The following is a 26,033-nucleotide window of genomic DNA, read 5'->3' on the forward strand; positions in this document are numbered from 1 at the left end:
AATTAGCAAGCTTGCATGCAATAATTCGAACCCGCAGGCGAACCGAAGAAACTCGTAAAGCGTGTTCCTTCCGGTTTATAACAGATGATTTAACCTTACCTGCGTAGCAGGTATAAGGGATAGAGCCAAGTAGCATAGCGGACCTAAGAATATCCGCTTTGACTGCCAGATATTAATTATATACATGATCAGACATAATAGATATTTTATAGGGTCTGTTGCTAAAAGTAAATTTATCAGGTTGGGTCTGGAATATAAACTATATTCTCTCCCAAGTAAGATAAATTTTGAACTTTGCAACAGACCTTTTTATAACTGTGATACAATCATACATCTGCATAGGTTTAATAATATATCTTTTGTATTGGCCGTTTAAACTTTTGTTACTGTAAAAAGGTTATTCACTACCAGCCAGCTCTGCGGGAAGAAATTCATAATTTGCCATACTCCGACACCATGGAGATTATATTCCGGTATTAAGCGATATTTCGCATTCATACTTCTGACATCATCAAACCAAACCACATGGGCAGCACCCTCCTCACTTGTGTAATAATAAAACGGTGCTTGTGCCGGTTCATCAAATTGTATGGTTACTCCAAACTGAGCCGCCCGTTCAATAGCCTGCACATTACTGATATTTTCGGCCTTAGTCTGCCCCCTTATAAAAGGTAAAGGCCAGTCATAGGCATAATTTGGCATTCCCATTAATATTTTATCCGGATCAATTACGGAAACACCATATTCCAAAACCCTTCTGACACTTGCAAGCGGTGATGTTGCCATTGGAGGTCCGAAAGTATAACCCCATTCATACGTCATAAGTAACACCAAATCTGCAATTGCGCCAATAGTAGGATAATCGTGTGCCTGATATAAGAGACCGGGCTGTTCACCGGAGGTTTTCGGTGCTAAGGCCACGGTTAATATATATCCAGCCGGTGCTAAGGCATTTTTCATATTTCTGATAAAGTTAATAAATGATTCCCTGTCTTCCGGTAACACGTATTCAAAGTCAATATCAACACCCCGGTAACCTTTTTGTCCTAAAGTAGTCAAGATATTCTGAATTAATTGGTTTTGTCCTTCTGTATTAATAAACATTTCATGTGCAAGTTCACTGCTGAAAGTACCTTGGGCATTCATCGGAGCAAGCACCAATAAGGAACCCACGCCAAAGTCATCTGCAATTTGTATCAGTTCTTCGTCATCCGCAGGAATCAGCTCTCCCTCCGGCGTAAATCCATAATTAAATATGGATAGGTAAGTAAGGAAAGGTAAGGTTTTCCTAAGTACGGTCCGATCAATAAATGGATAAGCGTAGCCATTGATTGTAATGTTTCCAAAATTCTCATCCTTACGAAAACGGATAACAACCAACTGCCCTGGAACTAATCCTTCCTCTTCACTTATCCAGGGATTATTCTGAAGAATCTGGGTAGGGGTAACATCATAAGCTTCCGCAATCCCATACAATGTATCGCCGGCTACTACCGTATGTGTTACCTCTGTATATAAAACTGCAATGCTTTGTCCGACCACTAAATTATCAGGGTTTGGCAGTTCATTATCTGTTATTAATCTATTCTGTGTCACGCCATACTGGTTTGCTATAGAAGCTAGTGTTTCACCCGGCTGAACGACATGAATATCCATAAAAACCTCGCATTTAGAGTAAACAATTTATAATTAGTATATGCTCATATTATGGAGTTGTGATATGAATAGTAATGAATTAAGATGCCGCCTTATTTTGTGCCAGATTTAACCGTCTGTACAAACCGTCCTGATTTATTAATTCGTTATGGGTGCCACATTGTACAATTTTACCTTCTTCCAATACAAGAATCATATCCGCGTTCTGAATTGTGGAAAGCCTGTGGGCTATAGCAACAATTGTTCTGGTTCCCGCTAAATCATTGATTGCCCGCTGGATTTCCCGTTCCGTTTCAACATCTACGGATGCTGTGGCTTCATCCAGTATTATAATCGGAGCTTTTCTTAAAATAGCACGGGCAATTGCAATCCTCTGCTTTTGACCTCCGGATAAACGCATTCCCCGTTCGCCGACTTTCGTTTCATATTGATTTGGCATATCCATAATATTGTCATGGATTCTGGCTGCTTTGGCTGCAGCTATGATTTCATCCATACCGGCAGTAGGATTGGCATATCCGATATTATCTGCTATGGTTCCGTTAAACAGGAATGTATCCTGGAGTACCGGGGCTATATTAGAACGAAGACTTTCCAAAGTAACTTTCTTTATGTCTTTTCCATCAATTAAAATACGTCCGTTTGCGGGATCATAGAATCTGGATATTAGCTGGGTTAAGGTGGTTTTACCTACGCCTGTGGGACCGACCAGCGCAATCATCTGCCCGGGCTTACAATGGAAATTGATATCTTTTAAGACGGATACATTGTCTTCATATGAAAAATCAACGGAATCAAAGGTAATGCTGCCTTTTACATCTTTTAATTCTTCCGCATTCTTTTCATTTTTTATTTCAGTCGGAGTATCCAGAATTACCATAACACGTTCAGCACCTGCATACGCCTGCTGTACTTCTTCCAATAACCTGGCAAGTCCGGATATGGGAGTATAAAACAGAGATAAGTATAACAAGAAAGCAACAATATCAGCTACGGATAATCCGCCCTGGAAAGCCAGAACACCGCCAATGCCAACAACAATAACGGTTCCGGCAGAAGAAAGAAATTCAACTCCCGGATGAAATACCGCGCTTAAATTCAGGGCATGGAGCATTGCTTTAGTAAAATGTCCGGCATGTTCCGTAATCTGAAACTGTTCGTATTCTTCCTGCCCAAAGGCCTGAATTTCATGGATACCGGAGAAATTATCCTGCAATTTCGCATTTAATTCCGCCAGTGCTTTTTGTGATACTTTAAAATTCGGACGAATTTTAGTTGCAAATACCCAGCCGGAAAATAGAATTAACGGAATTGGAATACAGGTTAGCAGAGCCAGCTCCACATTAATGGTTAATAATATAATCATAACACCTATAACCGTAACTACGTTAGTTACCATTTCCGGTATGATATGGGCATACAACAATTCAAAAGTAGCGGTATCATTAATTACCCGGCTCATCAAATCGCCCGTTTGTTTGTCATGGAAAAAGTTCATGGAGAATTCCTGTATATGCTCATACACACGTACTCTAAGGTCCTCGACCAGATTCCAGGCAGCTTTGTGGGCCAGATAATTGCTGAGATAACGGAACAAAATCCGTAGTAAATACAGGGCAATTAATATGACAGTTAATAAAAATATCTGTTTTGAAGCTTCTTTGGATGCACCTTTTTCTACGATTGCTGTCATGGAAGAAAGTATTTTAGGTGCAGCCAGATTAATTAATGTTAATACAAATGTGGAAATTATGGCTATGAGATATAAAGTTTTATATTTTATTGCCTCTTTACCAAGCCTCCATAATAGTTTCATTTTAGTTTCCTCCCTCATTGGTCTTTTAACCAATTTTACCATATGTAAAATATTTTATGAAGCCCTGTATTAAAAAGTAAGGTTCATAAATCGGATTTGGCATAATTAAAAGGTTGGAGCTGATTTGATATTCATAGATTGTTATAAATTTATAAAAATAAGCTTTGCTTAAATTGGAATATAACTTTTCAATCGGAATTTTAAGTATGATATGAAATTTTAGGCACATACTAATTTGGACAAATTGAAAGGAGTGTGATTTATTATGAAGAAACAAATGAAAAAAATACCACATACCACACATCGTGTTCCATTAAAGACCTGCCCTACTCAGAATAACTTAATCAGAAACCAGACTATCTGCAAGTTAAACAAAGTAAAAAACAGCAGTAAGGCAGAAATATCAAAACAAATAAAACAACTTAATTGTGAATGGGATACGGAGAGAGTTATAGAAGTTCATGCAGCTTCCCTTATTCTTCTTAGTACGTTAATGGGTGTAAAAGGCGGACGTTTCTGGTTCTGTCTGACCAGTATGGTAGGAGTATTTTTATTAAATCACGGTTTATACGGGTGGTGTCCAAGTTTACCGATTCTTAGAAAGATGGGTATCAGGACGTCGGAAGAAATAAATATTGAAAAAACCGTTCTGAAAATGATTCGGGGAGATTTTATGAATATTGGTACGGATGTAGTTGCAATGTATAATATGGTTGTCAAACAATAATAAAAGGATAACAACAGATGAAATACATGGGCTTGCAGAAAGAATGTAATTTATATTTCCAGAATAAGATGTAAAACTTAAATTGCAGTAAATTAAGCTTTAAAAATAAATTGTAAATCAGATTTTGCTTATTATAGAAAATTTAAATTACATTCTTAAGTAAGTAGTATTATAATTTTATATAATTTAATTATCAATAATTTGTGCCATAAATTTATGCAAATCTGATAAAAGATCGTAGGCATCAAAATTTTCTAATTTAGTAGAACAGATTAAATCTTTAGGAATTTGGTATGCTTTGTTTTTTAAATCTCGTCCGTCATCGGTTAATTTAATTAAAACATTACGTTCATCCGAAGTACTTCGGATTCTTTCAATATAGCCTTGCTGTTCCAGCTTTTTTAAAAGCGGGGTCAGAGTTCCGGAATCTAAATACAGTCGTGATCCAAGCTCTTTAACGGTAATTTCATCCTCTTCCCATAATGCTAAAAGAGTAATATACCCGGTATAAGTAAGACCAAGGGGATCCAGAATGGGCTTATATTTCCGGATAATTTCTTTGGAACAGACGTACAGGGCAAAACAGAGTTGATTATCTAATTTTAACATTTCATCTCCCGAATTAGTAGTAGTTTTAACTGTTTTGATCCTATCAGCTTGGTTTTCAATCATATTAGTATTATCCTTCCTCATTTTATCAAAAAATCAATGAATGTTTTTTATTAGTATTAAATATATTTTAAAGGTTAACTTTCATGAAAGAAATACATTTTAGCAATTAAATAGTAATAAAGAATAAAAAAAAGTCAAGGAAGTATTGACAAAAGGAATTAAATTGAGTACAATTTAATTGAAAACAATATATAAAATTTGATCAATTATATTTTAGATAAATATGTTAAATTTATAAAGCATAGCAAATATAAAAAAGAAATCAGGAGGAAAAAATATGAATATTTATGATTTTAAAGTTAAAGATGTTAAGGAAGAAGAAGTTTCATTGGAAAAATATAAGGGTAAGGTAGTATTAATTATTAATTCTGCTACCAAGTGCGGATTTACCCCCCAATATGATGAATTACAGGATTTATATGAAAAATATAAAGATGAGGATTTTATTATTTTAGACTTTCCATGTAATCAATTTGGTAATCAGGCTCCGGGCAGTAATGAAGAAATATTAAGTTTCTGTGATGCAAAGTTTGGTATCACATTTCCTATGTTTTCTAAAATTGAAGTGAATGGTGAAGATGCAGAGCCGTTATTTAAATATTTAAAAAGCCAGAAAGGGTTTGCAGGATTTGATGAAGATCATAAATTAACTCCTGTATTAAAAAATATGTTATCTGAGGCGGATCCTGATTATGAAAAAGATCCCAGTATCAAGTGGAATTTTACTAAATTCTTAATTGACCGTAACGGTAATGTTGCAGAAAGATTTGAGCCGACGGAACCATTATTTGTGGTAGAAGATAAAATTAAAGAGTTACTTTAATTAGATTGGATGGAAAATTGATTTTAGGTGTGTTTAAACAAAAATACCAATAGATTTCGAAAATTTTTATTGAATATATAGGAAAAATAACTTTTAGCAAAGAATGAATTGACAAACAATAATTTGCCATTTATACTAGAATGATAAAGCAAAGGTGCTGCAGGGCTAATTCCTGCAGCGCCTTTTTCTTTTATACTTTTATATGGTATTATTAATTTTGAACAAAAATGACCATGTGAGATCATCGGTGTTAAAGGAGGAGTGTAATTTGGGTAATCTTTATTTATTATATTGCAGATTGAGGATATCTAATTTAAACAGTTTTAAACGAAGTAAGTATTATCTCAACGAAGTAACTGAAATTAGTAACAAATAGAATAAAACAAAACGCAAAGACGTGTATTTTGGATGATAGTAAAACCAAAGTATATGTTTTTTTTAATTTGGGAGGGAAAAATTATGTACTCAGCAGAAAATACAATTTGGGTTTTAGTTGCAGCAGCACTGGTTTTCTTTATGCAGGCGGGATTTGCAATGGTTGAAACAGGTTTTACAAGAGCAAAAAATGCCGGTAATATTATTATGAAAAATTTAATGGACTTTTGTTTAGGTACACCTATTTACTGGTTGTTAGGTTTCGGTATTATGTTTGGCGGAAGCAGCGCTTTAATCGGTGGTTTTGACCCTATGGTAAAAGGAGATTATTCCTCCATTTTACCATCCGGTGTCCCACCTATGGCATTTTTAATTTTCCAGACAGTATTCTGTGCAACGGCTGCAACCATTGTATCCGGTGCTATGGCTGAAAGAACGAGGTTTTCAGCTTATTGTATCTATAGTATGGTGATCAGTGCTATAATTTACCCGGTTTCCGGTCATTGGATCTGGGGCGGCGGCTGGCTGGCTCAATTAGGATTTCATGATTTTGCCGGTTCTACCGCAGTTCATATGGTTGGAGGCATAGCAGCTTTTATTGGTGCTAAAATCTTAGGACCTAGAATCGGAAAGTATGATAAAAAGGGAAAATCAAAAGCAATTCCCGGTCACAGCTTAACACTTGGAGCTTTAGGTGTATTTATTTTATGGTTCTGTTGGTTTGGTTTTAACGGCGGTTCAACCGTATCCGCCACCGGTGATGATGTTTTAGCTTCCATGGGCAATATATTTGTTACTACCAACATGGCAGCAGCGGTGGCAACAATTACAGTAATGTGCATCACCTGGATTCGTTATAAAAAGCCGGATGTATCCATGACTCTAAACGGTTCTCTTGCAGGTTTAGTTGCTATTACTGCAGGCTGTGATTTAGTAACACCATTTGGGGCGGCTCTTATCGGAATGATCGCCGGATTTATTGTCGTATTTGGTATTGAATTTATTGATCAGAAATTAAAAATTGATGATCCGGTTGGTGCAGTCGGTGTTCATGGTTTATGCGGTGCTTCCGGTACGATAATGGTCGGTTTATTTGCACAGGAAGACGGTTTGTTTTATGGCGGCGGAGTATCCTTATTATTAACACAAATCCTTGGTGTTGTTGCTGTTATTGCTTGGGTTACAGTAGCAATTACAATTACTTTCCAGATAATTAAACATACAATTGGACTCCGGGTATCCAAAGAAGAAGAAATTATGGGGCTTGATGTAAAAGAACATGGTTTAGCAAGCGCATATGCTGACTTTATGCCTACAGTAGATGTAATTTCCGAATTTCAGAGAGTACCGGCTGCTGTATCAGCTGAACAGGCTATTCCCGTATCTAAGGTCGGATATACTGATTCCAATCCAGACGGAAGTAAGCTTACAAGCATTGTAATTATTGCAAAACAAAGTAAATTTGAAACCCTGAAACAAGCCATGAATACCATTGGTGTAACAGGTATGACTGTTACCAATGTGCTTGGATGCGGTATACAAAAAGGTGCAACCGAATATTACCGTGGTGTTCCTTTGGAAATGAATCTTCTGCCAAAAGTCAAGGTGGAAATTACCGTATGCAAAGTTCCGGTTGATCTTGTCATCCATGAAGCAAAAAAAGCCCTGTATACCGGAAATATCGGTGACGGTAAAATATTTGTATATGATGTTGAAAACGTTGTTAAAGTACGTACCGGCGAATCAGGTTGTGCTGCTTTGCAGGATGAAGATTAATATTTTTGATTATTACTAAATAAGTGTTGATATGGAACTATTTTAATTAGTTTTCTATTAACACTTATTTTTTATAGCCTATACAGCATATCCGTTTTTTAACTAATATCCGGCGTGAAAAATGCAGGAAGGAATTTTTGCTAATGTATGTATATCTGGTAAGTCATATTGGTATAATATTCCAGGGAAAGTACCATAATTATTATTTCTAAGATTGCGAATAATTTTGGATAGTGGTGGGTTTGGGAATAACTTGTTTCAGTCGGAGTTCAAGCTCCGACTGAAATGCCTGCGCAGCAGGCATAAGGTTATGAGCAAGTATCGTAGCGGATTACGAATATCCGCTTTGATTGTTATTTTTATAATGTCTGTTAATTTGAATATTTCCATAAAATATTTATGACACCCGAAAGATAATTTTAAAATAGTTATTTATTATATTAAAAAAATACTGGTTAATAGTTAATATTGCGCAAAAATCCTCATTATTGAGAAAAATTATTGACAATTCGGTGTATTGAATAATTATTTCCGGGATGCTAGAATCTTACCTATAGAAATTGCATGCAGTCTATTTGACACAGGCGTCATTACTTTTTAAGTAATGGCGCTTTTTTCGTGAAAGCAAAAGGAGTATTAGCAAGCTTGCTTGTTTAATACGAGTGTACACACCAACCTTAAGATACTCACAAAAGTGCGTAATTAGGGAAATGTTTTAATTTTGTTTATTGATTAGGGCAACAAGGAGATTAAGGAGGAATGGATTATGAGACAGGTTGCAATTTATGGTAAAGGCGGAATCGGAAAATCTACAACAACTCAGAATTTAACTGCAGGTTTAGGCGAAATGGGTAAAAACATTATGATAGTTGGTTGCGATCCCAAAGCGGATTCAACCAGATTAATACTTGGAGGTCTGGCGCAAAAGACGGTGCTGGATACCCTTCGAGAAGAGGGGGAGGACATTGATCTTGACTACATCATGAAAAACGGATTTGCCAATATAAGATGCGTAGAATCCGGCGGACCGGAACCCGGTGTCGGCTGTGCAGGCAGGGGTATTATAACATCCATAAACCTGCTGGAACAGCTTGGGGCATATACGGATGATCTGGATTATGTATTTTATGATGTATTAGGAGATGTTGTTTGCGGCGGTTTTGCAATGCCGATTCGTGAGGGCAAAGCACAGGAGATTTATATAGTAGCTTCCGGTGAAATGATGGCTCTATATGCGGCTAATAATATTTCAAAAGGTATTCAGAAATATGCCAATACCGGTGGTGTAAGACTTGGCGGTATCATCTGCAATTCCAGAAAGGTTGACGGGGAAGCGGAATTAGTTTCAGCTTTTGCCAAAGAGCTCGGTTCCCAGATGATTCATTTTGTTCCCAGAGATAACATGGTACAAAGAGCGGAAATCAACAAGAAAACAGTAATCGATTTTGATCCTGCCGCAAATCAGGCAGACGAATACCGTGCATTAGCTAATAAGATCGACGGAAATGATATGTTTGTAATACCTAAGCCAATGAAACAGGAAAGACTTGAAGAATTATTAATGGAACACGGCTTAATGGATATCTAGATTAAAATATTGGAGGTAGATTTATGTTATTAGTGAGAGCAATCATCAGACCGGAAAAAGTCGGAACCGTTTTATCAGAATTATTGGCAGCAGGTTATCCGGCTGTAACAAAAATGGATGTTTATGGACGCGGTAAACAAAAAGGAGTTAAAGTTGGTGAAGTTTTTTATGATGAAATCCCTAAAGAAATGCTATTAATGGTTGTTGAGGATGCAGATAAAGATGATGTAGTTAAGCTAATTATGAGGTATGCCCGAACCGGAGAAAACGGACATTTTGGAGATGGCAGGATATTCGTAAGCCCGGTAGAAGAAGCTTATACCATCAGTACAAAGACAAAAGGTCTATAAGGAAGCTTAAGCTTAGATTATTTCAACTATAAAAGGGATTGTTCCATCATAAGCCAAATATCCAGAAAAGAGGTTCATATGAAAGAAGTAATGGCAATCGTAAGACAGAATAAAGTCAATGTGACCAAGGAGGCCCTGGCAGAAGCAGGTATCCCGGCTTTTACCTGCAGAAAGGTATTAGGCAGAGGAAAAAAACTGATTGACATGACATTATTACGCTCCATAGTAGATTCCGGAGAGGTTCCTGCAACTCCTGCAGGGGAATATTTATCCGAAATGAACCGGTTAATTTCTAAAAGGGTTTTTACCATGATTGTTGAGGATAATGACGTAGAAAAGGCAGTAAATACAATTATGGATGTTAATTCTACCGGAAATCCCGGAGACGGTAAAATATTTGTTCTTCCGATTTATGAAAATTACCGGGTGCGTAACGGAGAGAGAACAACGGAGGCATATTAACAGGAGGTGTAAATATGAGCGTAATGGAAAAGGTACTTGACCAGTACAACTCAAGAGTATATAAAAATCGAAAAGAGCATATGGTTACCGTTAACCGGAATGAAAAAAATGAAATTGCAGCGAATGTCCGTACCATACCCGGTATCATAACACAGAGAGGATGCTGTTATGCAGGCTGTAAGGGTGTTGTTCTCGGACCGATTAAAGATGCATTTATCATAACACACGGTCCCATTGGCTGTGCATTTTATTCCTGGGGTACCAGAAGACATAAAGCCAAGAAAGAAGATGGAGTTGATAATTACCTGCATTATTGCTTTTCCACGGATATGCAGGAAGCAGACATCGTATTCGGCGGTGAAAAGAAGTTAAAAAAGGCCATTGAGGAAGCAATGGATTTATTTCATCCCTCCACTATCATGATCTGTTCCACCTGTCCTGTCGGCCTTATCGGTGATGACATCCATGCGGTAGCAAAATGGGCGGAACAGGAATACAAAATCAAATGTATTGCTTTCAGCTGTGAGGGATATAAAGGGGTCAGCCAGTCGGCAGGACATCATATTGCCAACAACCAGTTAGTCAGATATGTCATTGGGGAAGGCGATCGGGAAATCAAAACAAAATTTGCCGTTAATATCTTAGGTGAATATAATATCGGCGGTGACGGCTGGGAAACCGAACGGTTATTAAAGCGCATCGGTTATGAAGTGGTATCAACTTTTACCGGTGACAGCAGTATGGATGATTTAAAAAATGCACATAAAGCAAACTTAAGCCTGGTGCAGTGCCACAGGTCCATCAACTATATCGCTGAATTAATTGAGACAAAGTATGGAATTCCCTGGATGAAAGTAAACTTTATCGGAGTGGAGGGAACCATAGAAACCCTTAAGAATATAGCCAGATATTTTAATGATCCTGAACTTATGGCCAGAACGGAAGCTGTTATCGCAGATGAATTGGATTTAATTGAAGAAGACATGGCATATTATAAATCCAAATTAAAGGGTAAAACGGCGGCTATTTATGTCGGCGGTTCCAGAGCGCATCATTACCAATTCCTTTTAGATGATCTTGGAGTGCATACCATACTTGCAGGCTATGAATTCGGTCACCGAGAAGAATATGAGGGAAGAGAAGTCATTCCATTTGTAAAACCCGATGCAGACAGTAAAAATATTGAATCCATTACCGTACAGCCAGACCCTGAAAAATACCATGTTTACTTATCAGAGGAGGATATAAACCGTCTAAAAGAAGAAAAGCTCCTTGATTATTACGGTGGTATGGTAAAGGACATGAATGACGGAACTTATATGGTTGATGATTTAAACCATTTTGAAACGGAGGAGTTTTTAAAACTATTAAAGCCGGATATTTTCTTCTCCGGTATTAAGGATAAATTTGTTGCACAAAAAGGCGGTACCTTATCCAGACAGCTCCATTCCTATGATTACAGCGGACCGTATTCGTGCTTTCGAGGAGCCGTTAATTTTGCAAGAGACATCACCATGGGCATTTATACCCCGGCTTGGAGTTATGTAAAAACACCCTGGAAATCAGCTCCAATCCTTGAGGGAACGATAGGAGGCGGTAAAGCATGCTAGATTATACAAAGAAAGAACAATATGACAGAAGTGCACTAAGAGTTAATCCTGCCAAGACCTGTCAGCCGGTAGGTGCAATGTATGCTGCATTGGGAGTACATGAATGTATGCCTCACAGCCACGGTTCACAAGGCTGCTGCGCATTCCACAGAATGTTTTTGACCAGGCATTTTAAAGATCCGGCTATGGCTTCCTCCAGTTCTTTCACGGAGGGTGCATCCGTATTCGGCGGAGGAAGTAATTTAAAAACAGCTGCAAAAAATATTTTTGATATTTATAATCCTAAAATTATCGCAGTGCATACCACATGCTTGTCAGAAACCATCGGTGATGACTTAAATGCTCTCATTCAGGGAATCGATATCCCTGACGGCAAATATATGGTGCACACCAATACCCCAAGTTACAAAGGGTCTCATGTTACCGGTTTTTCCAATATGGTTGCAAGTTTTATAAATTACCTGTCCGTATCCTCAGGAGCAAAAAACGGTAAATTAGCTATGATTCCGGGATTTGTTAACCCAGGTGATATGAGGGAAATGAAACGTCTTACGAAAGCAATGGGAATTTCTTATACCATGCTTCCTGACACCAGCGGTGTTATGGATAGCCCCATGACCGGTAAATTTGAGATGTATCCCCAAGGCGGTACTACCGTAGAAGAAATCATTGGACTTGGAGATTCAAAACTTACCTTGGCAATCGGTAAATTTGCCAGCGAGGCCGGTGCGGAAGCGCTGGAAAAGAAATGCAAAGTTCCTTATAAAACACTGCCAATGCCTATCGGAATCGGTAATACGGATAAATTTATCATGGAACTGCAGAGTTTTACCAAAGACGAAGTACCTTATTCCATTGAAGAGGAACGTGGACAATTAGTAGATATTTTAATTGATATCCATCCCTATACTTACAACAAGAAAGCAGCTATCTTTGGTGACCCGGATACGGTACTTGGTATCGCGGAATTTGCAATGGAAATGGGAATGATACCGAAATATCTGGTAACAGGAACTCCGGGTGAGGCTTTTGAAACAGCGGCGGAAGAGTTATTTACTAAATTCGGTTTGTCGGGCTGCAAAGCAAAAGCCGCAGGAGATTTATATGAACTGCATCAATGGATGAAAGAAGAAAGAGTAGATTTACTAATTGGCGGTACCCACGGTAAATACATTGCCAGGGCAGAGGACATTCCGTTTGTCAGAGCCGGCTTCCCAATTATTGACCGTTATATCCATTCTTATATGCCCTTAGTAGGTTATAAAGGCGGTATGAGATTAGCAGAATTAATTACCAATGCCTTGATGGACAGACAGGATAGGGATAGTACGGAAGAAGATTTTGAAATGGTCATGTAAAAGAACCGGTAAGATTTGAATGTTAAAATCCAATTGAATTTTAAATTACTAGAGTAAACTTATTCACTAAATCTACTCTGAATAGACTTAGGTATGGAGTTTAATAAAAAATATGGGTATTTCTATATAATTCTCGCAGGAAGACAAATAAGTCATTTTGCGGGAATTATGTGTTTTAATCTTAAGTTAAGTCCCCGCTTACAAAGCGTAAACAAAACCAATGGGATCGGGACTTACTTATTTCTTCGGAGGTGGACTCCGTCTGAAATACCTTCGTAGAGTTAAAAAGATAGAGTCGCAGCGTATCGGACCAGCAAATATCCGCTTTGACTCAATATATTATGAAAGGAAATGTATCCTATGGAAAAAACAAGTGTACTTGACGAGAGAAAAGATTTTATTCTGTATAAGCAGGACGGGTGTAACGGCAATGGAATGAAATGTGATGCAAACAGTGTATCCGGTTCGGTCAGTCAAAGAGCTTGCGTCTATTGCGGAGCCAGGGTAGTGCTGAATCCTATCACAGATGCATTTCATATTGTGCATGGTCCGATCGGATGTGCCAGTTACACCTGGGATATCAGGGGGAGTTTATCCAGCGGGGAGGATTTATACCGGAACAGTTTTTCCACTGACTTAAGGGAACAGGATATCATATTCGGGGGAGAAAAAAAATTAACAGCTGCGATTGAAGAAATCGCCGAAAAATACCATCCGAAATTAATTTTTGTATATGCAACCTGTATTGTCGGGGTAATTGGTGATGATGTGGAAGCTGTCTGTAAGATGATGTCAAACAAATATAATATGTCAGTCATACCCGTTAAATCCCCCGGATTTTCCGGAAATAAATCTGTTGGATATAAGATGGCCTGTAACGCTATTATGGATTTAATTTCAAAACAGAAGCCGGCAGAGAAAAAAGGAGTTAATATACTGGGGGATTTTAATCTGGCAGGGGAAATGTGGATTATTAAGGATTATCTTAAGAAGATAGGGATTCCGGTGGTCGCTGCCTTTACCGGTGATTCCTGTTATGAATCTTTGATGAAATCACCCAATGCAGAATTAAATATCGTCCAGTGTGCAGGCTCCAGTACCTATCTGGCTAACCGGATGGAAGAAGAGATGGGAATTCCATATATTAAAGTCAGCTTTTTTGGAATTGAGGATACCACAAGTTCGTTGATTCGAATAGCCGAAGCATTAAAGGATGAGGAAGCAAGGCGAAAAGCCATTCAATTTACCGAAACTGAGACCAAAAAACTGGAAGACTTTTTATCCAAATACCGCAGAAATCTGGAGGGCAAAAAAGCAGCTATCTATGTAGGCGGTGGATTTAAAGCAATTTCCCTGATTCGTCAGTTTAAGTCATTGGGGTTGGAGACGGTTGTGGTAGGGACCCAAACCGGTAAAAAAGATGATTATGAAGTGATAGAAAGTCTGGTAAATAAAGACACTGTGATTTTGGATGATACCAATCCGGCGGAATTAGAAAAATTCATGAAAGAAAAAGGTGCCGATATTTTAGTCGGAGGAGTAAAGGAAAGGCCGTTAGCTTACAAGCTTGGAATTGCCTTTTGCGACCATAATCATGAAAGAAAGCATCCTTTATGCGGCTTTGACGGTGTTATTAATTTTACCAAAGAAATTAATATGAGTATAAATAATCCGGTATGGAAATATTTACAAGAAGTTTTGTGAGAGTACATTACATCGGTTCTTTTTAGTTTAAGCAGAGTCAGGATCTTTGATTATGCGGAAAAGAGGTTGGTATGAGAGGGACATTAGTTAATTTAAACGTAAATCCTTGTAAGATGTGTATGCCCATGGGTGCAGTGACGGCATTTTATGGTATTAAGAAATGTATGTCCATTCTTCACGGCTCCCAAGGCTGCAGCACCTATATCAGACGGCATATGGCCACCCATTATAATGAACCTGTAGATATCGCCTCTTCTTCCCTTACGGAAGAAGGAACGGTATACGGCGGTGAGGAGAATTTAATAAAAGGTATCAAGAATGTAATCGCGGTTTATGAACCGGAAGTCATTGCAGTTATGACTACCTGCCTTGCTGAGACGATCGGGGAAGATGTTGTTCGTATTATAGAGAAATTTTATAGCGAAAATCCGCAATACAAAAATATCAAGATTATCCCTGTACCGTCAGCCGGATATGCAGGCACGCAATTTGAGGGTTATATGAAAGCATTATTTCAAATCGTAAAAAATACAGAGATGGACACTGCTAAAAATAATAAAATCAATATAATTACCAGTACCCTATCTCCTGCAGATACCAGATATGTAAAAGAATTACTGGAAAGCTATTCCATTGATTATATATTGTTGCCGGATTTATCCGAGAATCTGGACGGAATCTACAAACCGCAGTATGAAAAACTACCGTCCCATGGGACTGATATAGCTGATATCAGAAAAATGGCAGGTGCGCAGTTTACATTAGAATTGTCGGCTTTTACGAGTGATAATCCATCCGCAGCGGAATATCTGAATGAAACCTATGGGGTGCCATATAAAAAGCTGAATTTACCGGTCAGCTTACGGGATAATGATGAATTATTGCGTATCTTATCTGAAATCTCAGGTAAGAAAACTCCAGAAAAACTTTTAATACAAAGAGGGCGTTTCCTGGATGCCATGATAGACGCTCATAAGTATAACGGTGAAGCCAGGGCGGCTATCTACGGTGAACCGGATTTCGTATATAGTACAGTTCGTTTATGTGTGGAGAACGGAATTATGCCGCTTCTTGTTGCTACCGGTTCCAAGTGCGCTGCTCTGAAAAAAATGCTGGAAATAGAAATAAAAGAAATAGCTGACAGCTACTTTATTAAAGAATATATAATTCTGGATGACGTGGATTTTCAGACCATTGAAGAATATGCCAGGGAATTGGATGTGAATGTTTTAATCGGCAATTCGGACGGACGAAGAGTTGCTGAGAAATTAGGTATTGATTTGGTTAGACGAAGTTTTCCGGTTCACGACCGGGTTGGGGGACAGCGGCTGCGTACTTTAGGTTATGAGGGTGCCTTAAGCTTTTTAGACGACATATCCAATGTCATATTATCAAGAAAAGAAACAACATTCAGAGAAAAACTTTATAACCGGTATTATAAAGAGAAAAAGCTGGAGGATGTGAAACAGCAGATGAAAGAAAACATAACAGAACTCACTATACATAAGAAAGACTCAGCAGTGAAATATAAAACAATCGAAGAAAAAACTGCGACACATCCCTGTTATAATTGCGGTGCTCACGACTATGCCAGAATGCATCTGCCAATTGCTCCAAAATGTAATATCAGCTGTAATTATTGCGTAAGAAAATATGATTGCCCTAATGAAAGCAGGCCTGGGGTAACCACAGAAGTGCTGACTCCAACGGAAGCATTTCATAAATATATGGAGGTCAAAAAGAAAGTTCCCAATCTATCTGTGGTGGGAATTGCAGGTCCTGGGGATGTTTTAGCTAATTTTGAAGAAACGAAAAAAACCCTGGAACTGATCCGCGAACAGGATAAGGAGGTCACATTCTGCTTATCAACCAACGGACTTATGCTTCCTCAATATGCCAATGATCTGATTGATTTAGGCGTAACACATGTTACGGTAACGATGAATGCCGTAGATCCTAAAATCGGCGGAAAGATATATAAGTACGTGCATTATATGGGAGTATCTTATTATGGTGAAACTGCCGCTGCCATTTTAATGTCAAACCAATTAGCCGGCATTAAAATGCTTACATCAAGGGGGATTATCTGCAAGGTTAATATCGTTATGCTGAAAGGCATTAATGAAAACCATATACCTGAAGTAGTGAAGAAAGTGAAAGAAATCGGCGGAACCATAACCAATATCATGCAATTGATTCCGGTAAAGGGAAGTGTTTTTGAAGAGCTGCCACTGGTAAATAACCAGGAAATTATGGCAATGCGTAAGCTCTGCGGGGAAACTATGCAGCAGATGTATCACTGCAGACAGTGCCGGGCGGATGCGATTGGTATATTAGGCAGTGACAGGTCCATCGAATTTAATTCCTGTCATAAGGCAGCTGATACTATTGCTAAGACTGAAATTAAAACTTCTTTATCAATCACACAATTAAAAGAAAAGGAAGAAAAAACCTTTCAGGTTGCAGTTGCATCAAAAAACGGAATGCTGGTAGACCAGCATTTTGGTCAGGTTTCGGAATTTTATGTTTATGAATACAGCCATGGAAATGCAGTATTTAAAGAGAGAAGAAATATAGAAAAATATTGTAACGGTAAGAAAGAATGCGGTGATAAGGAGGACAAAATGGAATCCATTATAAACACTATTGCAGATTGTGATGCGGTTATCGCAATGCGTATAGGGGAATCCCCAAAAATGATATTAAACCAAAGGGGAATACAGGTTTTTGCTACCTATGACAGAATTGAGGATTCTGTTAAAAAAGCTGCTGCTGAATTAGGTTAGAGGATTTTTGCGAAACTCCAATATTGTATCTATATACCGTATATTAATACAATTTCAGAGCTGAATATTGCCCTGAAGGCAACTGAAGTTATGAAATACGTATCATGTATGGTATATTCGAAAAACTATATAGTTTAGCCATTACCTAAAAATAGTAAGAAGGAGAGGAGTTTATTATGATTAGCCCAAAGTATCATATATTTATTTGTACCAGCTGCCGAATTAACGGTGTCCAGAAAGGTTTTTGTTATTCAAAGGATTCGGTGAATATTGTTCAAAAATTTATGGAGGAAGTGAATGACAGGGATTTATCCAGTGAAGTGATGATAACCAATACCGGATGTTTTGGTATCTGTGATAAAGGTCCGATTGCAGTGGTTTATCCGGAGGGCGTCTGGTATGGCAACCTGACGGAAGAGGATGTGGAAACCATCATGGAGCAGCATATGGAAGGCGGAAAACCCGTAAAAGAGTTAATGATATAAAGCTATGCGTTGTTCTTTAGAACCGTCGTAACTTAAAAGTCATAAGAATTAAGTATAACAGAGAACTGTATAACTTCGTTAGGTGGCGGGAGATGGCAGTATGATTCGAATGATTGATAATACTTTAACCGGATTTGATGGACGACTGCCATCAAAAGAGGATTTACATTTATTTTGTAATCTATTAGTGGCAATTGGTGTGGATTTAATTGAATTATCCGTAGCAGCATTAAAAAAAATGGAGACATTACCTGGGGAGGGTAATTATGTATTACACATTGATTATGCTGACGAGATGATGAAATATCCGGGTTTTAGCCGTTATACCTGTCATCAGGAGGAGTATTCGGAAAAGTTGATCCGTGATATACAAATAAATGATGTAAGGGAAATAGTTAAGCTAAGAGCACTGAATTACTGTAAGGAAGTACGTATTATCGGTCTGGATGATTTAATGTGCGGATCCTATGATAAAACAATGAATGAAATAAAACGGGTTCTTCCAAACAGTAAGATAAATTTTTGTCCTGAAAATACTTACAGCTGTGCAAGTGCTATTGCGGTTCAATGGTTATTGAATTATGGGAATGATGTTACAACCAGCTTTGCCGGCTCACGAAATAATGCAGCTACAGAAGAAGTAATACTGGCATTACGCTTAAGTGTCAGACATAAACCGAACCGTGATTTGACGGTATTGCCACTGCTTGCTGCGCTTTTTGAAAAGATTTCAGATACCAGAATAAGCAACAAGAAACCGGTTATAGGGAGGAATATTTTTAAAGTAGAGGCAGGTATCCATGCCGATGGAATCAGGAAAAACCCGGCTACGTATGAAGCTTATGAACCGGAATGTGTCGGCGGAAAGTCAGAAATCGTCATAGGAAAACATTCCGGCATGAAAGCTATTAAATTAAAAATGGAAGAAATGAATTTAGCAATTCCGGAGGAGAAAACAGTTGAAAAAATCCTGAATTTAGTTAAGCAAGTATGTACTGATACCAGAAGCAGTTTAAGTGATGAAAAGTTTAAAAGATTGGCTATTGAGGTGATTGCCTATGAAAGAAAATAAATATATTGTGGATACAACCTTAAGAGATGGGGAGCAGAGTCCCGGAATTGCTCTTAATACCAGAGATAAGGTGAAAATAGCTAAATTATTGGATGAAATAGGAGTTTATGAAATAGAAGCAGGGGTTCCCTGCCTTAGTACTGCAGAAGCAGACGGAATCAGTGAAATTATCGAAAATACCAAACACGCCAAAATATCGGTCTGGAGCAGGATGAACGTAAATGATATAAAATATTCCATAGGGTGTAAACCTCATATTGTCCACATAGGAACTCCGGTTTCTTATATCCAGATTTACAGCAAATTAAAGAAAAATAAAGCATGGGTTCAAAAGAATATTTTAGAATGTGTGGATATTGCAAAAAGAAATGGTGTGGATGTAACAGTTGGATTAGAGGATGCCTCAAGATCAGATATAGGATTTATATTAAGCTTAATTAAGGAGTTGAAAAAAGCAGGGGTAAATACTATAAGAATTGCAGATACCGTTGGGATATTAACTCCAAGCCGTACGAAAGAAATAGTTAAAACTATTAAAGAACATTCGGATGTTGAGATAGAGATGCATGTACACAATGATTTGGGGATGGCTGTAGCAAATTCCATAATCGGAGCTAAAGCCGGGGCGGCATATGTTGACTGTACTTTATTTGGTATCGGAGAAAGAACAGGAAATTGTAATTTTTATGATTTTGTCCATGCTAGTGAATCTATTTTTAATTTTGCAATGAATAAAAGACAGATTAGAAAAATAGAAGAAGAAAGTTACGAGGAATTAAAAGGAGCGATGTAATTTAAAGTTTAAATTGGAATAAATTTAAAAGTAAGCATTCCTTAAAATATAAGACAAATAGCAGAAGAATAAAAAAATGCACAAAAATCATGGAGATTTATGTGCATTTTTTATATCCTGTCCTGGGATGCACTATTATAATAAAAAGTTTTTCATATTTCAAAAAATTTTGGAACCATAAAATAAATACTCTCGTCTAATCAATGTAAAGGCTTAAGAAAGGAGGCACTAGATAATCTCTTTCGGTACCAAAGAGATTATCAGAGAAAATAGAGTTTGTATAAAAATTAATATATGTTACTTAATAAATTATGAATTTATAACCTAATAAATTATTAATTTAATGATAACTATTAAAGAAACGAAATAGACGGAAAATTTTAAGAAAGATGAGGTATTATTTATGATTAAAACTAAATTTATGAAAGCTATTATGTTAGGTTTGTGTGTATCGGCATTGTCAACGGGTGTGGCATTTGCAGAAACCATTGACAGTAAAGCAGCAGAAGTAACAGCACAGGATACCGGGATTGACAGTGAATTATTAAAATTACAGAGTAAAATAGATCAATATGTGTTTGTTGATCATTTTGAAGAAATAGAAAAATTGGGATTTACCGTAACCCATACCGGGCCGGTAGATAATTATGTGGAGATTGGTATTAATCCTTATAGTGAGAAAAATGCAGATTATCTGTATGACATCTTTGGCAGCGAAAAGGTGAAAGTTGTGAAAGGGGAAGAAGCCGTATTATATGCAACCGGCGAGGCAGCAGCTCCGGATACCGCGGTATCATCAGAGATGATAGATAACAGCCTGGTTACCAGACAGGATGAAGTTAATAAAGCCTTATTTGAAGATAAGGCCTCTGAGTTAGAAACTAAGGGAATTTCAATTATGTATACTACTCCTCTCGACGGATATATAGAAGTTGGAATTCGTCCATATAATGAAGATAATGCTAAGTTTATTTATAGTTTAACCGGTGAAGATATGGTAAAAGTTGTCCTGGGTAAAGAACCGGAATTAATGGCAACTTCAGGACTTGCAACAGATGATGTGATGACTGCCACAGCAGCGCAGGATGGTAAGGAAATAGCAGAAGAGGGTAATATTGAAGTTGTCAGTGTAGCAGATAAAACGCCTGTTGAGGAAGCAGCTGCCAAAGAAAATAATTTCTTACCAATTGTAGGGATAGCCGGAGTTGCAGCCTTACTTGGCGGCGTGGTAATCTTTTCTCAGAAAAAGAAAACATCAAGATAAGAATGTAACAAAAATAATCAAAGACATATGAGGAAAATTCAAATAAGAGCTTATTTATAAGCAAAAATTAGATCAGGCTGTTGCAAAATCCAACTTGTTATCTGCAGGGCTGCAGGTCAAGTAGTAATGATTGTGCAACAGCCTGTTTTTCATGCAGCCTGTCCAATTAATCGACCGGTTCCGTTAGTTTAGAATTCTCCATACGGTAAGTCTTAGGGCTGACTCCGTAAGTATTTTTAAACATTTTTGAAAAATTAAACGGATTATCATAACCGGCCTTAATTGAAATATCCTGTATGGAAAGGTTAGTAGTTGTTATTAGTTCGGCTGCTTTGCGTAACCGGTAATTAACCAGGTATTCCTGAGGAGATACCTGGAGTTCTTTTTTAAATATGGAAGTAAGGTAAGAACGGTTAATACCGATATAATTTGCTATATCACATACTTTTATATGTCCATAGTTTAAGGATATATATTGAAGAGCATGTTCCACATAGGTTTCACTGGAATAATCATATCGTTTATCTTTGCTTCTGGTTGAACTTTGTGCGTCAATTAATGTAGATAACAAATCAAATAAATATCCAACTCGCCTTATCTCATTTGCTAATGTCAGGATATTGGTATCTAACATCTTTTTAACCATGGGCAGATAGGTTGCAATGGGGATAGCGGATACGGCTACCGGATTATCCGCAGAAAGACCCGCATAAGTTAGATAATCGGTTGCTTTATCACCGTCAAAAGTGACCCATATATATTCCCAAGGCTCCTCCATATCAGCATTGTATTGAATTGAAACATCTTTAGGAATTAAAAAAATATTTTCCTTCTTTACATGATAATGTTTACCATCTATAATTAAAGAACCCTTGCCGTTTAATACAAAATGTAGATGATATTCATTAGGTATCTTATGATTATAGGTGTATCCGGGCGGACATTGCTGCTGGCCGCAATGCACCAGGTACAAATCATTCGTCTGTTTTTTAATATTTCTAAGACAACGAAATCCGACTGTTGTATTATAGGTTGTGGGTTTTTCCATAAAACCCCCTTTCTACTTCTAGTTTATATAGTTAATTAGTAAAAATGATTGATATAAATTATTATAATTTTAACAGATAATTAAATTTAATTCAATCAAAGTTCCAGAATAATAACGCAATATTTTTTGTTTATGGACATATTTTACTAACAATGTATCTATTAATTATAAATTAGGGATAATAATAACAAAGGAAATTAGCTGGTTTTTAAGAATTAATTAGCTGGCATTGTCATAATGGTTAAAATGCATAAGTATAAGAGTGAAAATATATGTATAAGCAACATAATGACATGTTTATATAACATAAATCCATTTCCTAATTGTTAATATGACTATATAATTATATCTACATTGAATCTGAATTATAGATTCGGTAGAACACAAGGCATTATAAAGACGAGGAGGAAAATTATGAAACTTAAGAAGTTATTGGCTTTAACAATGGCAACAATTATGGTAATGTCTTTATCAGCATGCGGTAACAACAAACAAAGCGGCGGTTCAACAGATACTGCCAGTACGGTAACTGAATCATCAGGAGAAGAAGCAACTCCGGCTGCAGAGGGTACTGCAGATGCTGGAGCGGAGGTTTCCGGTGATACGTTAACCGTAGCAATTTGGGATACTAACCAGGAACCGGGATTAAGAAAAATTATGGATGATTTTACTGCTAAGACCGGTACTAAGGTAGAAATTCAGGTTACTCCATGGGATCAATACTGGACCATGTTGGAAGCAGGCGCAACAGGCGGAACGTTACCGGATGTATTCTGGATGCACTCCAATGAAATTGCAAAATATTCCGAATATGAAATGTTGCTTGATTTAACTGACAGAATTGCTAAAAGTGATGTAGTAGATATGTCTAAATTCCCTGAGGACATCGTAAATATCTATAAATGGCAGGGAGAAAAGCAATACGCTATGCCAAAAGATATCGATACAATAGCATTATGGTATAACAAAACTATGTTTGATGAAGCTGGTCTTGCTTATCCGGATGATTCCTGGACCTGGGATGATTTTAAAGAAGCTTGCAAGAAGTTAACGAAACCGGACGGAAGTCAATACGGATATACACTTAAACCAGGCAATAACCAAGACGGATGGTATAATATGGTTTATGATATGGGTGGAACCGTTATATCTGATGATAAAAAATCATCCGGATTTGATCAGCCGGGCACCATTAAAGCACTTGATTTTGCATCCGGTTTAGTAAAAGAAGGTTTAACACCGCCATATGAAACAATTGCAGAAAATGATGCAAATGCTTTATTTGAAGCAGGTAAAGTAGCTATGATCACACAGGGTTCCTGGATGCTTGCAGATCTTTGCAATAATGACTATGTAAAAGCAAACTGTGATGTGGCAGTACTTCCTAAAGATGCAGCTACCGGAAGAAGAGCATCTATCTATAATGGTCTTGGTTGGGCAGCAGCAGCTAACACAGATAAACCGGATCAGGCATGGTCTCTTATCGAATATATGGGATCACAGGAAGCTCAGCAAAAACAATCTGACTTAGGTATCGTTATTTCAGCTTATGAAGGAACTGTATCAAACTGGACCAAAGCTTATCCTGATTTCAATACTCAGGCATACCTGGATATGATGGGTGACTTAGTAATCAGACCATATTCTAAAACAACAGTAACTTGGGAAAATATGATTAGTGAAAAATTAGTAGATGCTTGGACAGGTAAAAAGAGCGTAGAAGATGTATGTAAAGACATCACTACAGAAATGAATGCAACTTTAGCAGAAGAACAGTAGAAAAAGTTCCTGATACTGTTTCGGGGCTAATATAGAATAAAAGAAGAACAATTGTGGCAGGCATCGTCCAGGTAGCAATGGGTGAAGTCTGCCATTCTTCTCAAAGAGAAATTATATAAGGAGATGATATTGTGTCAGGAAAAGTAAAATCAAAAGGGATAAAACAGAAAAGAAATGAATTTTTCTGGGGTTGGTTATTTATTCTGCCTACTATGATCGGCTTGGTTGTATTAAATATTATTCCTATTTTTCAAACCATATACCAGAGTTTTTTTAAAACCGGTGCATTTGGTAAAGGGAATATCTTTATAGGTTTTGATAATTATAAAAAAATGATTGCAGATGAAAATGTCTGGCAGGCACTTATTAACACATTTAAGTATGCTATCATAGAGGTTCCTTTTTCCATTGCCATTGCCATTGTTCTGGCTGTTTTATTAAACCGCAAAATACTTGGACGTACGGTTTACAGAACAATTTATTTTTTGCCTATGGTCGCAGCACCTGCGGCAGTAGCTATGGTATGGAGATGGCTATATAATTCTGAGTTTGGTTTGTTAAACCATATGTTAAATTCCATTGGGTTAAAATCCGTTAATTGGATTTCAAGCCCTAATTTTACTTTTATATCGATTGCAGCAGTAGGTATTTGGTCTGTTATCGGTTATAATTTGGTACTTTTTCTGGCAGGTCTTCAGGAAATTCCCAGGGATTATTATGAAGCATCGGAAATTGACGGTGCTAACGGAATAAAACAATTTTTCGCTATAACCCTGCCTTTAATTTCTCCAACTATGTTCTTTGTTACCATTACCAGAATTATCGGGGCAATGCAGGTTTTTGATTCCATTTTTATGATGATGGACAGAACTAATCCGGCGTTTCCCAAAACCCAGTCGCTGGTGTACTTATTCTATAAGTATTCCTTTATTGAATCTAATAAAGGTTACGGTTCCGCAATCGTAATGTTATTACTGCTTGTTATTATGATTATAACGGTAATCCAGGTTCAGTATCAGAAGAAATGGGTTAACTACAATTAGAAAGGAGAAGAAGATATGGGAAAACAAAAAAAATTCAGTCATGTTATTATTCATATTGTTTTGATTATTGGAGCTATTACCATGCTTGTTCCCTTTTTATGGATGATATTAACTTCATTTAAATCAATTTCCGAATCGACACAAATGAATCCGTTTATTATTTTTCCTACCGTTTGGAGGACGGAATCCTTTACCTCGGTTTTAAGTAAAATGCATTTCGAAAGATTATATATCAACACCTTAATATTAATAGTTGGCCGTGTTGTATGTGCCGTTCTTACTGCCACCATGGCAGGGTATGCTTTTGGACGTCTTACCTTTAAAGGAAGAGATATCGCTTTTTCTTTAGTATTATTCCAGATGATGGTACCGGGACAGATTTTTATCATTCCTCAATACTTAATGGTTAGCAAAGTGGGAATGTTAAATACTAGTTTTGCTCTTATTTTTCCTGGTTTGGTAACGGCATTCGGTACATTCCTATTAAGGCAGTCATATATGAGCCTTCCCAAGGATTTAGAGGAAGCTGCTACGCTTGATGGTTGTAATATCGGTCAGACGTTCTTATATGTTATGGCTCCCTTGACGAAATCTGCTATGGTTGCTCTTGGAATTTTCACAGCTCTTTTTGCATACAAAGACCTTATGTGGCCTTTGGTAGTAAATACGGAGCAAAATACCATGCCTTTATCAGCGGCATTAGCAAAACTTCAGGGTCAATTTTCTGCCAACTATCCGGAACTTATGGCCGCATCTTTACTTGCCTGTATCCCGATGATTGTTATTTATATTATTTTCCAGAAACAATTCATTGAAGGAATTGCAACCAGCGGCGGTAAACTGTAA

At 37.3% G+C, this 26,033-nt stretch carries 21 protein-coding genes; 17 read left to right on the forward strand and 4 right to left on the reverse strand.

Annotation, left to right across the window (positions count from 1 at the left end):
• Nucleotides 1–372 precede the first annotated feature (372 nt).
• Together Ana3638_RS13780 and Ana3638_RS13785 are read right to left on the reverse strand one after the other, a co-directional pair.
• On the reverse strand, nucleotides 373–1,656 hold the full coding sequence (locus Ana3638_RS13780; protein ID WP_161838541.1) for a glycosyl hydrolase family 18 protein: 1,284 nt from the start codon (nucleotides 1,654–1,656) through the stop codon (nucleotides 373–375).
• Between the two features lie 79 nt (nucleotides 1,657–1,735).
• Nucleotides 1,736–3,472 (reverse strand): ABC transporter ATP-binding protein, encoded by a 1,737-nt coding sequence (locus tag Ana3638_RS13785; protein WP_161838542.1) that lies wholly within the window; start codon nucleotides 3,470–3,472, stop codon nucleotides 1,736–1,738.
• A gap of 265 nt (nucleotides 3,473–3,737) precedes the next feature.
• Here Ana3638_RS13785 and Ana3638_RS13790 point away from each other — a divergent pair, with 265 nt between their 5' ends.
• Nucleotides 3,738–4,199 (forward strand): YgaP family membrane protein, encoded by a 462-nt coding sequence (locus Ana3638_RS13790; protein ID WP_246240224.1) that lies wholly within the window; start codon nucleotides 3,738–3,740, stop codon nucleotides 4,197–4,199.
• Nucleotides 4,200–4,385: 186 nt separating this feature from the next.
• Here the strand turns inward: Ana3638_RS13790 and Ana3638_RS13795 are convergent, their stop codons facing one another.
• Nucleotides 4,386–4,871, reverse strand: coding sequence for a MarR family winged helix-turn-helix transcriptional regulator (locus Ana3638_RS13795; protein ID WP_161838543.1), 486 nt, complete (start codon nucleotides 4,869–4,871; stop codon nucleotides 4,386–4,388).
• 277 nt (nucleotides 4,872–5,148) lie between these two features.
• Between Ana3638_RS13795 and Ana3638_RS13800 the strand changes: the two genes are divergently transcribed.
• The 13 genes from Ana3638_RS13800 (at nucleotide 5,149) to Ana3638_RS13860 (ending at nucleotide 21,317) form a co-directional block, all read left to right on the forward strand.
• Nucleotides 5,149–5,694, forward strand: a complete 546-nt coding sequence (locus Ana3638_RS13800; RefSeq protein ID WP_161838544.1) for a glutathione peroxidase — start codon at nucleotides 5,149–5,151, stop codon at nucleotides 5,692–5,694.
• Between the two features lie 459 nt (nucleotides 5,695–6,153).
• Nucleotides 6,154–7,845: an ammonium transporter gene (locus tag Ana3638_RS13805; RefSeq protein ID WP_161838545.1), complete on the forward strand. Its 1,692-nt coding sequence runs from the start codon at nucleotides 6,154–6,156 to the stop codon at nucleotides 7,843–7,845.
• Between the two features lie 766 nt (nucleotides 7,846–8,611).
• Nucleotides 8,612–9,433 (forward strand): nitrogenase iron protein, encoded by an 822-nt coding sequence (nifH, locus tag Ana3638_RS13810; RefSeq protein ID WP_161838546.1) that lies wholly within the window; start codon nucleotides 8,612–8,614, stop codon nucleotides 9,431–9,433.
• Nucleotides 9,434–9,456: 23 nt separating this feature from the next.
• Complete coding sequence (locus tag Ana3638_RS13815) at nucleotides 9,457–9,783, forward strand: P-II family nitrogen regulator (protein ID WP_161838547.1); 327 nt, start codon at nucleotides 9,457–9,459, stop codon at nucleotides 9,781–9,783.
• Between the two features lie 78 nt (nucleotides 9,784–9,861).
• A complete protein-coding gene (locus Ana3638_RS13820) occupies nucleotides 9,862–10,245 on the forward strand; it encodes a P-II family nitrogen regulator (RefSeq protein WP_161838548.1) in 384 nt (127 codons plus the stop codon).
• Between the two features lie 14 nt (nucleotides 10,246–10,259).
• A complete protein-coding gene (gene nifD, locus Ana3638_RS13825) occupies nucleotides 10,260–11,855 on the forward strand; it encodes a nitrogenase molybdenum-iron protein alpha chain (RefSeq protein WP_202621497.1) in 1,596 nt (531 codons plus the stop codon).
• Nucleotides 11,849–13,213, forward strand: a complete 1,365-nt coding sequence (locus Ana3638_RS13830) for a nitrogenase component 1 (RefSeq protein ID WP_161838549.1) — start codon at nucleotides 11,849–11,851, stop codon at nucleotides 13,211–13,213. The genes nifD and Ana3638_RS13830 overlap by 7 nt, the downstream gene beginning before the upstream one ends.
• A gap of 360 nt (nucleotides 13,214–13,573) precedes the next feature.
• Nucleotides 13,574–14,917, forward strand: coding sequence for a nitrogenase iron-molybdenum cofactor biosynthesis protein NifE (gene nifE / locus Ana3638_RS13835; protein WP_161838550.1), 1,344 nt, complete (start codon nucleotides 13,574–13,576; stop codon nucleotides 14,915–14,917).
• A gap of 71 nt (nucleotides 14,918–14,988) precedes the next feature.
• Nucleotides 14,989–17,703, forward strand: coding sequence for a nitrogenase cofactor biosynthesis protein NifB (nifB, locus tag Ana3638_RS13840; protein WP_161838551.1), 2,715 nt, complete (start codon nucleotides 14,989–14,991; stop codon nucleotides 17,701–17,703).
• Nucleotides 17,704–17,879: 176 nt separating this feature from the next.
• Nucleotides 17,880–18,188: a 2Fe-2S ferredoxin gene (locus Ana3638_RS13845; protein WP_161838552.1), complete on the forward strand. Its 309-nt coding sequence runs from the start codon at nucleotides 17,880–17,882 to the stop codon at nucleotides 18,186–18,188.
• Nucleotides 18,189–18,288: 100 nt separating this feature from the next.
• Complete coding sequence (locus Ana3638_RS13850) at nucleotides 18,289–19,260, forward strand: homocitrate synthase/isopropylmalate synthase family protein (protein ID WP_161838553.1); 972 nt, start codon at nucleotides 18,289–18,291, stop codon at nucleotides 19,258–19,260.
• A complete protein-coding gene (locus Ana3638_RS13855) occupies nucleotides 19,247–20,053 on the forward strand; it encodes a beta/alpha barrel domain-containing protein (RefSeq protein WP_161838554.1) in 807 nt (268 codons plus the stop codon). Before Ana3638_RS13850 ends, Ana3638_RS13855 begins: the two co-directional genes overlap by 14 nt.
• 403 nt (nucleotides 20,054–20,456) lie before the next feature.
• Nucleotides 20,457–21,317 (forward strand): hypothetical protein, encoded by an 861-nt coding sequence (locus tag Ana3638_RS13860; protein WP_161838555.1) that lies wholly within the window; start codon nucleotides 20,457–20,459, stop codon nucleotides 21,315–21,317.
• 166 nt (nucleotides 21,318–21,483) lie between these two features.
• Here Ana3638_RS13860 and Ana3638_RS13865 read toward each other — a convergent pair whose 3' ends face one another.
• Complete coding sequence (locus Ana3638_RS13865) at nucleotides 21,484–22,365, reverse strand: AraC family transcriptional regulator (RefSeq protein WP_161838556.1); 882 nt, start codon at nucleotides 22,363–22,365, stop codon at nucleotides 21,484–21,486.
• A 414-nt stretch (nucleotides 22,366–22,779) separates the two neighbouring features.
• On the opposite strand from Ana3638_RS13865, the gene Ana3638_RS13870 reads away from it, so the two are divergent.
• The 3 genes from Ana3638_RS13870 to Ana3638_RS13880 all read left to right on the forward strand — a co-directional run bounded on the left by Ana3638_RS13870 (nucleotide 22,780) and on the right by Ana3638_RS13880 (nucleotide 26,033).
• Nucleotides 22,780–24,144 (forward strand): ABC transporter substrate-binding protein, encoded by a 1,365-nt coding sequence (locus Ana3638_RS13870; protein ID WP_161838557.1) that lies wholly within the window; start codon nucleotides 22,780–22,782, stop codon nucleotides 24,142–24,144.
• 128 nt (nucleotides 24,145–24,272) lie between these two features.
• Complete coding sequence (locus Ana3638_RS13875; protein WP_408609522.1) at nucleotides 24,273–25,187, forward strand: carbohydrate ABC transporter permease; 915 nt, start codon at nucleotides 24,273–24,275, stop codon at nucleotides 25,185–25,187.
• Nucleotides 25,188–25,202: 15 nt separating this feature from the next.
• Nucleotides 25,203–26,033 (forward strand): carbohydrate ABC transporter permease, encoded by an 831-nt coding sequence (locus tag Ana3638_RS13880; protein ID WP_161838558.1) that lies wholly within the window; start codon nucleotides 25,203–25,205, stop codon nucleotides 26,031–26,033.

Source organism: Anaerocolumna sedimenticola (assembly GCF_009931695.1).
Taxonomy (GTDB): Bacteria; Bacillota; Clostridia; order Lachnospirales; family Lachnospiraceae; genus Anaerocolumna; species Anaerocolumna sedimenticola.

Bases quoted from the DNA above. Each gene is read 5' to 3' on its own strand.
- Ana3638_RS13780 (WP_161838541.1), bottom strand. From the start codon at position 1,656: ATGGATATTCATGTCGTTCAGCCGGGTGAAACACTAGCTTCTATAGCA.
- Ana3638_RS13785 (WP_161838542.1), bottom strand. From the start codon at position 3,472: ATGAAACTATTATGGAGGCTTGGTAAAGAGGCAATAAAATATAAAACT.
- Ana3638_RS13790 (WP_246240224.1), top strand. From the start codon at position 3,738: ATGAAGAAACAAATGAAAAAAATACCACATACCACACATCGTGTTCCA.
- Ana3638_RS13795 (WP_161838543.1), bottom strand. From the start codon at position 4,871: ATGATTGAAAACCAAGCTGATAGGATCAAAACAGTTAAAACTACTACT.
- Ana3638_RS13800 (WP_161838544.1), top strand. From the start codon at position 5,149: ATGAATATTTATGATTTTAAAGTTAAAGATGTTAAGGAAGAAGAAGTT.
- Ana3638_RS13805 (WP_161838545.1), top strand. From the start codon at position 6,154: ATGTACTCAGCAGAAAATACAATTTGGGTTTTAGTTGCAGCAGCACTG.
- nifH (WP_161838546.1), top strand. From the start codon at position 8,612: ATGAGACAGGTTGCAATTTATGGTAAAGGCGGAATCGGAAAATCTACA.
- Ana3638_RS13815 (WP_161838547.1), top strand. From the start codon at position 9,457: ATGTTATTAGTGAGAGCAATCATCAGACCGGAAAAAGTCGGAACCGTT.
- Ana3638_RS13820 (WP_161838548.1), top strand. From the start codon at position 9,862: ATGAAAGAAGTAATGGCAATCGTAAGACAGAATAAAGTCAATGTGACC.
- nifD (WP_202621497.1), top strand. From the start codon at position 10,260: ATGAGCGTAATGGAAAAGGTACTTGACCAGTACAACTCAAGAGTATAT.
- Ana3638_RS13830 (WP_161838549.1), top strand. From the start codon at position 11,849: ATGCTAGATTATACAAAGAAAGAACAATATGACAGAAGTGCACTAAGA.
- nifE (WP_161838550.1), top strand. From the start codon at position 13,574: ATGGAAAAAACAAGTGTACTTGACGAGAGAAAAGATTTTATTCTGTAT.
- nifB (WP_161838551.1), top strand. From the start codon at position 14,989: ATGAGAGGGACATTAGTTAATTTAAACGTAAATCCTTGTAAGATGTGT.
- Ana3638_RS13845 (WP_161838552.1), top strand. From the start codon at position 17,880: ATGATTAGCCCAAAGTATCATATATTTATTTGTACCAGCTGCCGAATT.
- Ana3638_RS13850 (WP_161838553.1), top strand. From the start codon at position 18,289: ATGATTCGAATGATTGATAATACTTTAACCGGATTTGATGGACGACTG.
- Ana3638_RS13855 (WP_161838554.1), top strand. From the start codon at position 19,247: ATGAAAGAAAATAAATATATTGTGGATACAACCTTAAGAGATGGGGAG.
- Ana3638_RS13860 (WP_161838555.1), top strand. From the start codon at position 20,457: ATGATTAAAACTAAATTTATGAAAGCTATTATGTTAGGTTTGTGTGTA.
- Ana3638_RS13865 (WP_161838556.1), bottom strand. From the start codon at position 22,365: ATGGAAAAACCCACAACCTATAATACAACAGTCGGATTTCGTTGTCTT.
- Ana3638_RS13870 (WP_161838557.1), top strand. From the start codon at position 22,780: ATGAAACTTAAGAAGTTATTGGCTTTAACAATGGCAACAATTATGGTA.
- Ana3638_RS13880 (WP_161838558.1), top strand. From the start codon at position 25,203: ATGGGAAAACAAAAAAAATTCAGTCATGTTATTATTCATATTGTTTTG.